Origin of the sequence: Paraperibacillus esterisolvens (genome assembly GCF_046237625.1) — a bacterium.
Taxonomy (GTDB): Bacteria; Bacillota; Bacilli; order Bacillales; family DSM-1321; genus Paraperibacillus; species Paraperibacillus esterisolvens.
On the sequence record NZ_CP143545.1, the window covers coordinates 2,046,909 to 2,059,784 of the forward strand.

Genomic DNA, 12,876 nt, shown 5'->3' on the forward strand with positions numbered 1-12,876 from the left:
GATGCATGATGAAAACCCGCCCGCTTGCCATACTCTTAGAACGAGTCATGTTTGTATGGAAAATTCCTTCCTTTCCAGTCCTTTTTTTACTTAACACGATATTTGGTCTAACGATGTCTTTTTTTGCACCCTTCTCATCCATTTTCGGTATCGATGAGGCAGGCATGAGCAATGGTGCATTCGGTATCTTCATGACCATCACGGCTATTGGAGGCGTGGTCATCAGCAGCTTCATTGCCAAAAAGTCCGACACAAACCTCAGCAGGAAAAGGATCTTAATTCTATCAGCCGCAGCCGGGATCATCGGATATATTTTATACGCCTATTTAAGGAATTATTGGGCATTGACCCTGGCCGGCTTTTTTGTGCTTGGAACTTCAAGTGCAGCCCTGCCGCAGCTATGGGCCTATGCGCGCGACGTGCTGCGAAAGAACGGAATCAGACAGGAAGATACACCGCTTGTCATGAACATATTCCGTATGTTCTTTGCACTCGCCTGGACAGTCGGCCCTGCTTTTGGAGCCTGGCTTCTGCATATTACAGGATTTCAGGGGCTGTTTCTGTCTGTTGCAGGCGGCTACATTCTGGCACTGGCGGCCATCATATTCCTGCTGAAGGATATCGACAGCTCTGGCAAGGTGGAACAGGGACCGATCGAAGTGAAAAAATTTCTTGTAAAGCCGCATATTTTCGGCAATCTGGCAGCCGCTTTCCTGCTGTCGACAGCCTTTTCCATTCATATGCTGAATGTGCCCCAGTTTGTAACAAAGGTGCTGGACGGCACGGAAATACAGGTTGGAATCATATTCAGCGTAGCTCCGGTATTTGAAGTGCCCATGATGATCATTGTCGGGATGCTTGCCACCAAGATGGATGTGGCCATTTTAATCAGAATCGGCTTTACCCTGGCATTTGTCTACTTTTTCTTATTTGTGTTTGTAACTGAACCCTGGCATATTTACCCGCTGCAAGTCATCAGTGCAGCGCAGGTTTCAATAACCGCCGGCATTGCCATTTCCTATTTTCAGGATTTCATGCCGGATGCGCCCGGAACAGCCACCACTCTGTACATGAATACGACCCAGATTGGCTCAACAGCCGGCTATCTTTTATTTGGTTTCATCTCAGAGGTCATCAGCTATGGCCAGCTTATCATTATCTATACCATCCTTGCGGCTGCAGGTGTTCTCTTCCTGTTCTTATTCGGCAGGCAGAAGGTACTGGACACAGGGCGGAACAATCTGCCGATGTAAAGGCAGACTAAATCATGAAAGAAAGTTATAAGAAATGGTATATGCGGCGGAAAACACGCGCTATGAGACAATGAAATACAACCGCACAGGAAAATCAGGACTTAAGCTGCCCGCTATTTCTCTCGGACTCTGGCATAACTTCGGCGGAGTAGATTCCTATGAAAATGGATGTGCCATGCTCCGGAGGGCATTCGACCTTGGAATCACCCATTTTGATCTGGCCAATAACTATGGACCGCCTGCCGGTTCAGCTGAAGAAATGTTCGGTAGGATGCTGAAAACTGATTTTTCCCCCTACCGGGATGAAATGATCATTTCATCCAAGGCCGGCTATTATATGTGGCCGGGTCCATACGGGGAGTGGGGCTCCAGGAAATACCTGACCGCGAGTCTGGATCAGAGCCTGAAACGGATGGGCCTTGAATATGTAGACATCTTTTACTCCCACCGCCCTGATCCCGATACACCAATGGAAGAGACGATGGCAGCCCTCGACTCGATCGTCCGGCAGGGAAAAGCGTTATACATCGGCATCTCGAGCTATACAGCAGAGCAGACCGAGGAAGCCGTCAGGATCTTAAACTCCTTAGGCACTCCGCTGTTGATTCATCAGCCGATCTACTCCATGCTGAACAGATGGATCGAAGACGGCCTGCAGGATGTGCTGGACGAAAATGGCGTCGGATCCATTGCCTTCTGTCCGCTCGAGCAGGGATTATTGACCCCGAAATATCTCTCGGGTATCCCGGAAGACTCCAGAGCAGCTAAATCCACGGGAGCTCTTTCCGAAGAAAGAGTAACCCAGGAAGTCATCAGCCGGGTGCGGAAGCTTGGTGATCTGGCGGCAGAACGCGGGCAGAGCCTGCCCCAAATGGCACTCTCCTGGGTTCTCAGGGGCGGACGGGTAACATCTGCACTCATTGGCGCCAGCAAAGTCAGCCAGATTGAAGACAACGTCGGCGCCTTGAATAACCTTGAATTTACCGATGAAGAATTGAAGATGATAGATGACATCTTAAAATAAATGGATGTGACCGGCCGGGGAGAGTGCAGTACCCCGCTGGTTTTTTTTGATTTTTTTTAGAGCCGGTTACATATACTTTAGAAATTGCCCGACATTTCACTGCTGATCTAGCTTTCTGCATCCAGCCTAAAGGAGGCCCGCTCCATTGAAATTCACCCTTCTCCTTCATCGCAAATCGTTCATCGAAGTCTACTTCGCCGTCCAGGAACCAGGCACCATCACATGCGGCACCAAACTCTGGAAAGGAAAAAAACTAGCCGTCAGTATCGGCGAAGACAAAGAAACTGTCCTCAACAAAAGTTTGGATCGGCTGTTCAGGGAGGAAGAGATTAAGGAATGAATGATTGATTAATTGTTGTCATCGGATGGCTGCCGGGTGGGCAGCTTTTTTTTATTGATGGTAATGAGGGAGGGTGTGAAAGCTTGGTCCTGAGGGTTTCTAGTGAACATATAAAGATGGCATTGCTCGTAAATGAACACATGGAAACAAAAGCGGGGATGGATTTAGGGGGAAATAATTATAAAGGAATAATTAGAACCAAAATCAGCCTGGATGAAGGGAAAAATGGTCGTAAAAGAACAATTAGAACCAAAACGAGCCCGGCTGAAGGGAGAAATGGTTGTAAAGAAACAATTAGAACCAAAACGGGCTAAGATGAAAGGGGAAATGGTTGTAAAGGAACAGTTAGAACCAAAACGAGCTGAGATGGAGGGAGAAATGGTTGTAAAGGAACAATTAGAACCAAAACGGGCTGTGATAAAGAGGAAAATGGTTGTAAAGGATCAATTAGAACCAAAACGAACCCGGATGAAGGGAGAAATAGTTGTAAAGGAACAATTAGAACCAAAACGAGCCCGGATGGAGGGAGAAATGGTTGTAAAGGAACAATTAGAACCAAAATGAGCCTGGCTGAAGGGAGAAATGGTTGTAAAGAAACAATTAGAACCAAAACGGTCTGAGATGAAGGGGAAAATGGTTGTAAAGGAACAATTAGAACCAAAACGGGCTAAGATGAAAGGGGATATGGTTGTAAAGGACCGATTAGAACCTAAATAAGCTTGGATGAAGGGAAAAATGGTCGTAAAAGAACAATTAGAACCAAAATAAGCTCGGATAAAGGGAGAAATGGTTGTAAAGGACCGATTAGAACCTAAATAAGCTTGGATGAAGGGAAAAATGGTCGTAAAAGAACAATTAGAACCAAAACGAGCTGAGATGAAGGGAGAAATAGTTGTAAAGAAACAATTAGAACCAAAACGGTCTGAGATGAAGGGGAAAATGGTTGTAAAGGAACAATTAGAACAAAAATTAGCCCGGTTGAAGAGAGAAATTGTTATAAAGGAGCGCGCCTTACTGTTTTTCATAATATGTGCCTCTGCCTAGGCCAACCTTCTTGTAATTTAGCTCAAGGATCTTTTGGATTTTCCTGATTGGCAGCTGTTCCTTACACCACTCACTAACCAAAACACTGGTAATTTTCTTTTCCGGAAAAAGAAGTGTAATTTCTCGTGTCATACGCAAAACCGACTCTCTAATTGTCTCCTTATACATGCATGCTTCACAAATCACTTCCTTTGTATTTGAAATAGTCACGAATGATTTGCAGGCTGCACATTGGATTCCTTTACGGATCTCTTCGAAAGTGTAGGAGGGCAATGCTTTATGGGGATAGTCCTTAATATGCATTGCTGTTAATTGCTTTGCAATCTGTCTATGTTTTTCCGTAAGTCTGGAGGGAATTTTGTTCAGGGTGACAATAAACCGGTTAAGGCTTGTGGGGAGGACGATTGGTGTATTCGTGGGAGCTTGAAACAGGGTGAACTCTGGATGAGTGAAGATGACGGATGAGGATATGGGGATAGTGCATCCCAGCTTTTTCAGCAGCTGCCTGATCAGGGTTTCAGTTCTGTGTAATTGATGAAGGGGATTTGCGACTTCGTAACGGGGATGTTTGTATAGCTTTCCTGCTTCATAATAGTACTCTCCCTCATAATTCTTGGCTTCCAGAAGGAAGATGCTCTCTGAAGTGATGATTAAAGAGTCAATTTGAAAGGAAGTGCTGGTGAACATAAGTCTCAGGTCATTTAGCAGAAGACAGTCCAGGTCCAGCTGTTCTAATAAGGAATCGAGATGCATTTCTCCTTCATGTCCTTTTTGCAGATTTAGTAGTAGCTGCATATCCTCTTGGGCTAATGCTGTCCGTGATTGAAGCGATTTTAATATGGATAGTTCAGGCGGCTCTGTCCGCAATTTATAGATCATGGTTCACATCCTTATATTTATTAGGTCTTATTTACTAGAAAATAAATAAGAAAAAAGTACTTATTAACCCATTAATATCGAAAAATGTAATATAATGTAGAAAAGGGATTAGTAGGAGGATGGTTATGGGCTGTGAGGTGTGCCTCCCGACGATGCGGGGCTATACGATATATTTTGCAGGGGAAGAACGGGCAGATTTGCTGGATGGATATTTCAATAAATTTGATGAAAATAAATGGAAGTATGTGAATGAAAGAATGGTGTGGGCTGAGGAAAGTGTATTTTATGATTTAATGGATTATCTTGAGGCCCATTATGAATCCGATCAGATTTTTGCAGTATTGTCGAAGACAAAGGAACCATTAGGCGAATTACATAATCTTAGAAAGCTCGCATCATTTAAGGAAGAACGGGAAGCAGCCTGGATTGATCGTGTGATTGAAGAAAGCTCCCTTTGTACCTATTATCAGCCTATCGTACAAGTAAATGCCGGAAAGCCTGAGGTTATGGGCTATGAGCTTTTATCCAGAGGACTTGATGTAGATGGGAGCGTCATCCCGCCGTACAAATTGTTTGAAGCTGCTCGTGTCAGGAACCGTGTGTTTTCTTTAGACCGGGCCTGCAGGATGACTGCTGTGCGGAATGCCCGGGCCGTCGAAGATAAATTGATTTTCATCAATTTCATTCCAACAGCAATTTACGTTCCTGAGCACTGCCTCCAGGCTACCTTCAAGCTGATTCAGGAGATGAATATCAAGCCGGAGCAGGTGGTTTTTGAAGTAGTGGAGACGGATGAGGTAAAGGATCTTGATCATTTAAAAAGAATCCTGAACTACTACCGGTCGCATGGATTTAAATATGCTCTGGATGATGTGGGAACAGGCTTCAACCAGCTGGATCTGCTTCAGCAGATGGAGCCGGATGTCGTGAAGCTTGCTATCGAATTCACAAACGGAGTTGCGGCAGATCCATTGAAACAGGATGTTGCCAGGTCTGTACTGAAGATGGCCCATGGGATGAGTGCAAAGGCGCTTGCCGAGGGTGTTGAGACGGAAGAAGATCTTAATTTCCTTACTGATATGGGGTATGACTTATTCCAGGGCTATTATTTTTCTAAGCCGATGGATCATCCTGTCAAACTATAAAATAAATTCGCTTAAAAGGGATTTCCGGCTAAAGGGAAATCCCTTTCTCTTTTTCAAAAAATATATCTGTCTAATATCTGTCTATCTCATTATATCAGACTGAAATGGGAATTTTTAGGCTTATATTTTCTTCACTGGCTGGTAAAGTAATATCTGAGGGGGAGATGGAATGATTCATTATACATTGGGGACCAAATCCCCGTTAAATGGCCGGATTGGGGAGCTTTTCTGGATGCTGGAGCATGTCAGGGAGACCACGCTGCAGGAGCTGACGGACCTTCAGCCGGAAGAGCTGGATTATACGATCGAATCCGGCGGTAATAGTATCGGTGCACTGCTCTTCCACATCGCGGCCATTGAAAAAGTACATCAGCACATTTCATTTGAGGGAAGGGATATGAATGAAGGGGAACTGAAACGGTGGCGGCATGGACTTTATTTAAGCGATAAGACCAGGGAAGAAGTGAAAAATAACCCTTTGTCCTATTATACGGAACTTCTGCGGGAAGTAAGGGAAGGGACGCTGGCAGGTTTCAGCATGAGGGATGATGCCTGGCTTTATGAAGAGAAGGCTTGGTCAAATGGGATTCCCTATAACCATTATTACCTATGGTTTCATGTGCTGGAGGACGAAATCAGCCACCGGGGGCAGATACGGATGCTGATCCGCATGCTGCGTTCAAATGGAAGGAGTGCAGCTGTTTGCGGTATTGAGATCGATTAATCCGGGTCATCAGGCTTGCTGAGCAGGCAGCAAATTCAGGGTCATCAGCGGTGGACAGCATACATATATGGCTTGGGCTGCTGCTCGAAAATTCAGGCCCGCTCGCAGAAGTGAATCAGCAATGCACAGATCTTCTCCCTTTTATGCTTAAACAAGCTGAGATGCGGCCGCCCGTTCGGGGGGACTGTAACATCAGCCCTTTTCTGGTGAAGGTGACACATGAGATCAGCGTACTGATGGACGGGGCACTGGATGAGATGAAGAGGTATAACCAGGTTGTCATGAATGAAGGACATGTGATCAAGATACTGTGCGGACTGACGCACAAACTCTCAGAAGAGAAAAAGGAGGACATTCTCAGGATTGCAGCAATGCCAAGGGAAATGTTTGTTCTTTTTGAGAACTATCAGTTTCCTGACAATTTTCTTTATAAAGGAGAAATCAGGCGGGCTCAAACTGAAGACCTGGATGATGTGATGGCATTTATCAGGGTGGAGTTTGGCGGGCGCTGGGTAAGCACTGTGATTGAAGGCTTCCGCCATGAAGAAATTCCAATCCTCCTGTCCTATTCAGACAGCCTTCTTACTGGGTTTGCATGCTATGATATTAACGGGAAAGGCGTCTTTGGGCCGATGGGTACCTCCATTAAATTCAGACAGCAGGGCATAGGCTCGGCCCTTCTTCATCACAGTTTAAGGGATTTGAAAAGAAGGTATAGAGATTATATTATAATCCAGCAGGCAGGCACGTTGAATTTTATGAAAAAGCCTGCGGTGAGCAATTATTAAGATCAGAGGATACCTGATTTTCCAGTATAAGCCACAAAAAAAGGACGATGGAAACAGCCGATTTTCAGCCTTTCCATCACCCTCTGCGCTCTTGCTTAAATTTAGGACGTTTAGCCAGCGCGTATATGGATATTCCAAAGCCAATTCCCAAAACTGCGGGAATCGTCCAAATTAAGTCTGAAGCATTCAATCGAAGCCCTCCTTTTGTAAAAATCTGGTTGATAGTTACCTATTACCCCCATATATCCGCCATAAACGAATTATATGCGAAAAGCCGGCTTCTAAGAACCCGGCTTTTCGCAATGATTAATTCTGCTCAATTTTTCGATGAATTCGGTAGGAGTATAAGATGGGAAGAAGAGCAATAAGCAGAATAACAGGCACTACTATAAATTCAATGGAATCAGCCCAAAGGGTTGAAAGCATCAGCAGCAGTCCGCCGGCAATGAAGACCCGCCCGCCAAAGCGGTGAGTCCGTTTCCAGACATCCTCATTGTGTAGTGTCCAGGGAGTCTTAATGCCGACAAAATAATTGGGCTTGAACTGCGGCATATAATTCCCTATCACTAAAAAGAGAAGTCCGACCGAAAGGGATACCAGCTTATTCATATCAAAGTCAAAACCCAGGCCGGCTCCAATTGTCAGCATATTGATGAAAAAGAATAAGATAAGAATCGCTATATTGGTGTTTTTATAGCCTTTTGAGAACAATTGATAATTTTTTCTCTTTGGATCTACCCGCGGAATGAATTGCAGGATAAGGTAAATGATAATCAGCATGCCGACCGAGGTAAGCATTGCACTAAGCTTGCTTGAAAAGCCGTCCACTTCTCCGCTCGAATTCCAGTGCGTGGGAATCTCCGCCGGAAGGTCCGGGTAAGCAGAGAGCCAGACAATAATGGCTGCTGCTATAATGAGCAGCGGCAGAAAGTGCTTTTTCATAAAATTGTTCCCCCAATACTATTTTTCTTTGGTGTCAGTGAAACCGAGGGCCCATCCAATCAGGTCCTGAAAAACTGTTGTGTTCAATGAATACAGAACATACTGCCCTTTTTTCTCATCCTGCACGAGCCCGGCATGCTTCAGGATTTTCAAATGCTGTGAAATGCTTGGCTTGCTCATGTTAAAGTGATCCGAAATTTCCCCTGCAGCCAGATCTTTTTCTTTGAGCAAATCAAGGATTTTTCTTCTTGTTGGATCGGATAGCGCTTTGAAAGCTTCATTCATTATTAACACCCTAATTAGTTATTTAAGTATTTAACTAAATAATACAACGAATTCCTTTTCTTGTAAACCCTCTGCACAAATAAAGTACAGGCATCGGCGTAGGAACGAGTTTACGATTTTCCACAACTGGCAATAAACAAGTATGAGAGAGGAGAGGATAAGTATGACACAGGAAGTAGTAGGGGTTTTTGACAGCACCAGGGAGGCCAAGGAAGAGATCCGGAGGCTGCAGGAAAGGGGATATGAGGAGTATTTGTTCACGTTCATTGCGAAGAGCCAGGATGTTCTTGATTTTGAAGGCGAGGAGCAATTTGACTATACTGTGATTACCACCCAGGAAAAGGAGGATGAATCCTTTTTCGATAGAGCAATGAGGTTCTTTATGGATGTGGATGATCACCTTGACGACCATCTTGAAAACAATGGGGTGCCGGAAGAACATACCCCGAAATATATGGAAGAAATCGAAAAAGGCAAAATTGTGGTCATGATCCGGAACGATGAAAAAAAATAAAGGTTTAACGGGCTTCCAGAAATGGAAGCCATTTATTTTTCAAGGACTTATAAAAAAGAGAAGGAATCCTGCTCCTGAAATAGAAAATAAGTAAAATGAACATGATTTTCAAGTTCAGGAGGAGGAGCGGGATGAGAGTTGCGGTTTGTCTGGTCACATTGTTGCTGATGGGAGCTGTTAATTTTGGAGTCACGCTGATGGGGTTTGCTTTTTTGGACGCTGCATTCTTTATTGGTCTTGCCTTTGCTGTACTCATTTATTTTTTTACGTCAACAGGCGGATTTACATCGAATAACGCGAGGCTGAGTGTTCAAGGGCAGACAGGGCTGAAAGTGGAGGAAGAAAAAACAAGCTTTACGCCGTCATACGCTTTTTATACCGCTGTCTTTTATACCGTGGTTTCTTTGATTGCTTCTTTCATTTATTATAAAGATTATTTTATATAAAAAAGAACCGGCCGTATCTGTGATGTATTCACAGCGGGCCGGTTTTTGGTTATCATTTGTAAACGGTGATAAGCTTGTCTCTGCGTTCAAGGACTTTTCCTACGACAGCGGCATCTGTGATGCCTGCTTGATGCAGATCTTGCACGTACTTGTCCGCCTCATTCTCATCTATGCTGACAAGGAGGCCGCCAGATGTAATGGAGTCACAGAGAATCAGCTGTTCTGCTTCGTTTAAAGAATCTGAATAGGCAATATCATCTGCAAGCCATTTAAAATTGGAACGAGTTCCTCCCGGGACGATGCCGGCGGCGGCCAGGCTGTAAGTCCCTTTTAAGAGGGGAACATGGCGGTAAAAGATTTCAAAGCTCACATTGCTTGAGCGTGCGATTTCGCTCGCATGTCCCAGAAGGCCGAAACCTGTTACATCTGTAACGGCATTAGGCGTGTAGGCAGCCAGCTTTTCAGCTGCTGTCTTATTCAATTGGGCCATAACAGCAGTTACCTCGGCAGCCTGTTCTTCAGTGACGGCATCCCTTTTGATGCCAGTTGTCATGATCCCGACTCCGAGGGGTTTGGTCAATACAAGCGCATCCCCGGGTTTGGCTCCGACATTTTTCCATATTTTATCCGGGTGGATAAGACCTGTGACGGACAGGCCGAATTTCGGCTCCTGATCATCTATGGAGTGGCCGCCGATCGTCACAGCACCGGCTTCCTGAACTTTATCCGATGCCCCGCGCAGGATGTCTGCAAGGATCTCGGTGCCGAGCTTCTTGATCGGATAGCCGACGATGTTCAGGACTGTCTTCGGCTCGCCTCCCATTGCATATACATCGCTTAAAGAATTCGCGGCTGCGATCTGGCCGAACATATAAGGATCGTCAACAACAGGTGTGAAGTAATCGACCGTCTGGATTAACGCCAGCTCGTCTGTTAATTTGTAAACCCCTGCATCGTCGGAAGTTTCGTTCCCGACAAGCACTTCAGGTATACTTTCCTGCTTTGGCAAAAGACGCAAAACTTGCGCCAGGTCCTCCGGACCAATTTTGCAGCCTCAGCCAGCTTTGGTGGAAAGGGCTGTAAGCCTTAACTTTTCGTGCTCTGACATCCGCCTGCACCTCCCATTTATCTATTACTTATAGATTGTACTATGAACGGAGGAAATCACCAAAAAAATGTGCTTGAAGGAAAAGCGGGCTTGCCAGGAATATTCATGACCAGGATTTTTTCTTTGTCAACCGCCCGAAAAATTGGGTATGATAATACAACAGAAATAAAAGAAATGGGGGTGTACAGGGATGGCATATGAAGTAAAAGTTGAATTTTGCATGATGTGAAATTACTCACCAAAAGCTGCGAGTTTCGCAGAAGACCTTTTCAGCCACTTTCGGGGAAATGTGGTGAAGCTTGAATTAGTGCCGGCATCCGGGGGCATTTTTGAAGTGACCGTAAATAATCAGCTGCTATATTCCAAAAAGGAAACGGGCCGTTTCCCAAAATCAGCGGATATCATTCAGCAGATGGAAGCACTATAGCATAAGAAAAGCAGAGCGGCGGAGCTCTGCTTTTTATCATGTTTAAAACCTCCGGGCAGCGGCATTATTTGAGAATCAGGACTTCTAAATAATGACTATCCAGCCTTGTCTGGATGATCCTGTTCTGGATAGGGAAAGGAAAGTATATTTTGCGTTCTTTCAAAATATCGGGGAATGTGATTTGTACGGATAGCTCAGCTTCGTTCACTACAATCGTATATTGAGTCAATCCATCTCCGTCAATTGAAGCCTCCACTTGGTAGAAGAGCGGGCAATCATAGACGTCCACCCTGAATTCTGCCCAATCCAGGTAGCCGGTCAAGGGGTCATCAAGTGACAGCAGCATCCATTCTTCATAATTCATCGGGGTCCTCCTTATTCAGCCTTGTTTTAAACGTATTCTTGAAAAGTGTTATAATGAAAAAAATGATACAGGTGTGGAGGTTATTTTTTGAACAGGCTAGTCAGAATGATACCAGCCGTCCATGAGTTCCAGAAGCGGAAAGAATTTCAGGACCTTATGAGGGATGCAGGAGTGGATGAAAATTTATTAACTTCAAGGATTAAACAGCAGCTGGACTGTGTCCGCAGGCAGGTGCTGAATGATACATGGAACGGAGCTTTGCCAGGTTCAGAAGCTTTTTTCGATAAGATCATACAGGCGGCGGCAGCTGAATTGCAGAAAAGCTTCACCTACAATCTGAAGCGGGTCATTAATGCTACAGGTATCGTCCTGCACACAAACCTGGGAAGGGCAAGGCTCAGTGAGGAAGTGCTGAAGCATGTGACCGATATTGCCGGCAATTATTCCAATCTTGAATATCGTCTTGAAGAAGGCGAGAGAGGTTCAAGGCACGATCATATTGAGGAATGGATCTGCGAAATCACGGGTGCAGAGGCCGCGATGGCTGTCAACAACAATGCGGCAGCCGTTTTTCTTGTGCTGCGTGCATTCGGAAAGGATCGGGAAGTGATTGTGTCGAGGGGGCAGCTCGTGGAGATCGGAGGGTCTTTCAGGATCTCCTCTATTATGGAGGAAAGCGGCGCGTTTTTAAAGGAAGTGGGAACCACAAATAAAACGCGGATTGCGGATTACCGGGAAGCTGTCACGGAAAATACGGCCATGCTCCTTAAGGTACATACATCCAATTTCAAATTAGTGGGCTTTACTGAATCAGTATCAACGGAAGAGCTTGCTATGCTCGCCCGGGAGATGGCAGGTCTTGTTTTTTATGAAGATTTGGGGAGCGGGATGCTCCATGACCTTCCTGCAGCGGGAATCGGCAGTGAGCCCTTAATCAAAGAAGTTCTGGGTGCTGGTGCCGATCTTGTTTCCTTCAGCGGTGACAAGCTGCTGGGAGGTCCGCAGGCCGGCATTATAGCCGGAAGAAAAAAATACATAGAGGTACTGAAAAAGCATCAGCTGGCGCGCGTGCTCCGAGTTGATAAAATGACACTGGCCGCTTTGGAGGCTTCACTTAGTGAATATCGAAAAGGAAATGCCGCGATGAGACAAAATCCTGCCCTGAGGGATATATTGACAGAGCCTGCAGTATTGGAGAAAAGGGCTGAAGCTTTCTGTAAACAGCTGGAAGACTCTGTTGAGCTGTATGCAAGAGTTATGCAAAGCACAAGCATGATTGGCGGCGGGACAATGCCTGGTGAAGAAATTCCTACATGGGGAGTCTCTGTAAGCCATATGACCATATCTGCCGAAGCACTTCACAGGGCCTTGCGTTCCAGCGATGTTCCGGTCATCACCAGGATCATAAAAGATGAGATTTTCTTCGATGTCCGGACCATGACTGACAGAGAAACGGCAGAGGCTGCAGCGATTCTTATAAAATTAATACGGGAGATAGGGACTTTCACATAAACAAAGGCTTCTAAAGCTTGTTGTATCAGAGTATTAAGATTTTAGGAAATAGGGGACTATCCCCGAAATTGGAAGGGGTTT

General features: G+C 45.2%; 17 protein-coding genes. 12 read left to right on the forward strand and 5 right to left on the reverse strand.

Going from position 1 to position 12,876, the window contains the following annotated elements; translation table 11 throughout:
• The first annotated feature begins 5 nt into the window (after positions 1 to 5).
• The 5 genes from V1501_RS10270 to V1501_RS10290 all read left to right on the forward strand — a co-directional run bounded on the left by V1501_RS10270 (position 6) and on the right by V1501_RS10290 (position 3,334).
• Positions 6 to 1,253 carry a sugar efflux transporter gene (locus tag V1501_RS10270; RefSeq protein ID WP_409293050.1) on the forward strand — a complete coding sequence of 416 codons (1,248 nt, stop codon included), beginning with the start codon at positions 6 to 8 and terminating at the stop codon, positions 1,251 to 1,253.
• 34 nt (positions 1,254 to 1,287) lie between these two features.
• Positions 1,288 to 2,277, forward strand: a complete 990-nt coding sequence (gene mgrA / locus V1501_RS10275; protein WP_409293051.1) for an L-glyceraldehyde 3-phosphate reductase — start codon at positions 1,288 to 1,290, stop codon at positions 2,275 to 2,277.
• 145 nt (positions 2,278 to 2,422) lie between these two features.
• On the forward strand, positions 2,423 to 2,617 hold the full coding sequence (locus V1501_RS10280) for a hypothetical protein (protein WP_409293053.1): 195 nt from the start codon (positions 2,423 to 2,425) through the stop codon (positions 2,615 to 2,617).
• 225 nt (positions 2,618 to 2,842) lie between these two features.
• On the forward strand, positions 2,843 to 3,181 hold the full coding sequence (locus V1501_RS10285) for a hypothetical protein (RefSeq protein ID WP_409293054.1): 339 nt from the start codon (positions 2,843 to 2,845) through the stop codon (positions 3,179 to 3,181).
• 18 nt (positions 3,182 to 3,199) lie between these two features.
• Positions 3,200 to 3,334: a hypothetical protein gene (locus V1501_RS10290; RefSeq protein ID WP_409293055.1), complete on the forward strand. Its 135-nt coding sequence runs from the start codon at positions 3,200 to 3,202 to the stop codon at positions 3,332 to 3,334.
• A 294-nt stretch (positions 3,335 to 3,628) separates the two neighbouring features.
• Here the strand turns inward: V1501_RS10290 and V1501_RS10295 are convergent, their stop codons facing one another.
• Positions 3,629 to 4,540, reverse strand: coding sequence for a nuclease-related domain-containing protein (locus V1501_RS10295; RefSeq protein WP_409293056.1), 912 nt, complete (start codon positions 4,538 to 4,540; stop codon positions 3,629 to 3,631).
• 125 nt (positions 4,541 to 4,665) lie between these two features.
• Here V1501_RS10295 and V1501_RS10300 point away from each other — a divergent pair, with 125 nt between their 5' ends.
• The 3 genes from V1501_RS10300 to V1501_RS10310 all read left to right on the forward strand — a co-directional run bounded on the left by V1501_RS10300 (position 4,666) and on the right by V1501_RS10310 (position 7,197).
• On the forward strand, positions 4,666 to 5,685 hold the full coding sequence (locus tag V1501_RS10300) for an EAL domain-containing protein (RefSeq protein ID WP_409293058.1): 1,020 nt from the start codon (positions 4,666 to 4,668) through the stop codon (positions 5,683 to 5,685).
• Positions 5,686 to 5,854: 169 nt separating this feature from the next.
• Positions 5,855 to 6,409, forward strand: a complete 555-nt coding sequence (locus V1501_RS10305) for a DinB family protein (RefSeq protein WP_409293059.1) — start codon at positions 5,855 to 5,857, stop codon at positions 6,407 to 6,409.
• A 50-nt stretch (positions 6,410 to 6,459) separates the two neighbouring features.
• Positions 6,460 to 7,197: a GNAT family N-acetyltransferase gene (locus V1501_RS10310; RefSeq protein ID WP_409293061.1), complete on the forward strand. Its 738-nt coding sequence runs from the start codon at positions 6,460 to 6,462 to the stop codon at positions 7,195 to 7,197.
• Between the two features lie 306 nt (positions 7,198 to 7,503).
• Here V1501_RS10310 and V1501_RS10315 read toward each other — a convergent pair whose 3' ends face one another.
• A complete protein-coding gene (locus tag V1501_RS10315; protein WP_409293062.1) occupies positions 7,504 to 8,139 on the reverse strand; it encodes an SdpI family protein in 636 nt (211 codons plus the stop codon).
• A gap of 18 nt (positions 8,140 to 8,157) precedes the next feature.
• A complete protein-coding gene (locus V1501_RS10320) occupies positions 8,158 to 8,424 on the reverse strand; it encodes an autorepressor SdpR family transcription factor (protein WP_409293063.1) in 267 nt (88 codons plus the stop codon).
• A 163-nt stretch (positions 8,425 to 8,587) separates the two neighbouring features.
• On the opposite strand from V1501_RS10320, the gene V1501_RS10325 reads away from it, so the two are divergent.
• The gene (locus V1501_RS10325) at positions 8,588 to 8,938 is read left to right on the forward strand and encodes a general stress protein (protein WP_409293064.1); all 351 of its coding nucleotides are present in this window, start codon (positions 8,588 to 8,590) and stop codon (positions 8,936 to 8,938) included.
• Between the two features lie 131 nt (positions 8,939 to 9,069).
• Positions 9,070 to 9,384 (forward strand): hypothetical protein, encoded by a 315-nt coding sequence (locus tag V1501_RS10330; protein ID WP_409293065.1) that lies wholly within the window; start codon positions 9,070 to 9,072, stop codon positions 9,382 to 9,384.
• Between the two features lie 52 nt (positions 9,385 to 9,436).
• Here V1501_RS10330 and selD read toward each other — a convergent pair whose 3' ends face one another.
• A complete protein-coding gene (selD, locus tag V1501_RS10335) occupies positions 9,437 to 10,492 on the reverse strand; it encodes a selenide, water dikinase SelD (protein WP_409293066.1) in 1,056 nt (351 codons plus the stop codon).
• A 289-nt stretch (positions 10,493 to 10,781) separates the two neighbouring features.
• Between selD and V1501_RS10340 the strand changes: the two genes are divergently transcribed.
• Positions 10,782 to 10,919 carry an Rdx family protein gene (locus tag V1501_RS10340; protein WP_409293067.1) on the forward strand — a complete coding sequence of 46 codons (138 nt, stop codon included), beginning with the start codon at positions 10,782 to 10,784 and terminating at the stop codon, positions 10,917 to 10,919.
• A gap of 64 nt (positions 10,920 to 10,983) precedes the next feature.
• On the opposite strand, the gene V1501_RS10345 is transcribed toward V1501_RS10340, so the two are convergent.
• Complete coding sequence (locus V1501_RS10345; RefSeq protein ID WP_409293068.1) at positions 10,984 to 11,283, reverse strand: hypothetical protein; 300 nt, start codon at positions 11,281 to 11,283, stop codon at positions 10,984 to 10,986.
• Positions 11,284 to 11,370: 87 nt separating this feature from the next.
• On the opposite strand from V1501_RS10345, the gene selA reads away from it, so the two are divergent.
• On the forward strand, positions 11,371 to 12,795 hold the full coding sequence (selA, locus tag V1501_RS10350) for an L-seryl-tRNA(Sec) selenium transferase (RefSeq protein WP_409293069.1): 1,425 nt from the start codon (positions 11,371 to 11,373) through the stop codon (positions 12,793 to 12,795).
• Positions 12,796 to 12,876: the final 81 nt, after the last annotated feature.

What these genes read in the sequence shown, in the direction of transcription:
- V1501_RS10345 (WP_409293068.1), bottom strand. Translation starts at nt 11,283, where the DNA reads ATGAATTATGAAGAATGGATGCTGCTGTCACTTGATGACCCCTTGACC.
- V1501_RS10300 (WP_409293058.1), top strand. Translation starts at nt 4,666, where the DNA reads ATGGGCTGTGAGGTGTGCCTCCCGACGATGCGGGGCTATACGATATAT.
- V1501_RS10320 (WP_409293063.1), bottom strand. Translation starts at nt 8,424, where the DNA reads ATGAATGAAGCTTTCAAAGCGCTATCCGATCCAACAAGAAGAAAAATC.
- V1501_RS10295 (WP_409293056.1), bottom strand. Translation starts at nt 4,540, where the DNA reads ATGATCTATAAATTGCGGACAGAGCCGCCTGAACTATCCATATTAAAA.
- V1501_RS10270 (WP_409293050.1), top strand. Translation starts at nt 6, where the DNA reads ATGATGAAAACCCGCCCGCTTGCCATACTCTTAGAACGAGTCATGTTT.
- V1501_RS10285 (WP_409293054.1), top strand. Translation starts at nt 2,843, where the DNA reads ATGGTCGTAAAAGAACAATTAGAACCAAAACGAGCCCGGCTGAAGGGA.
- mgrA (WP_409293051.1), top strand. Translation starts at nt 1,288, where the DNA reads ATGGTATATGCGGCGGAAAACACGCGCTATGAGACAATGAAATACAAC.
- V1501_RS10290 (WP_409293055.1), top strand. Translation starts at nt 3,200, where the DNA reads ATGGTTGTAAAGAAACAATTAGAACCAAAACGGTCTGAGATGAAGGGG.
- V1501_RS10330 (WP_409293065.1), top strand. Translation starts at nt 9,070, where the DNA reads ATGAGAGTTGCGGTTTGTCTGGTCACATTGTTGCTGATGGGAGCTGTT.
- V1501_RS10325 (WP_409293064.1), top strand. Translation starts at nt 8,588, where the DNA reads ATGACACAGGAAGTAGTAGGGGTTTTTGACAGCACCAGGGAGGCCAAG.
- V1501_RS10305 (WP_409293059.1), top strand. Translation starts at nt 5,855, where the DNA reads ATGATTCATTATACATTGGGGACCAAATCCCCGTTAAATGGCCGGATT.
- V1501_RS10315 (WP_409293062.1), bottom strand. Translation starts at nt 8,139, where the DNA reads ATGAAAAAGCACTTTCTGCCGCTGCTCATTATAGCAGCAGCCATTATT.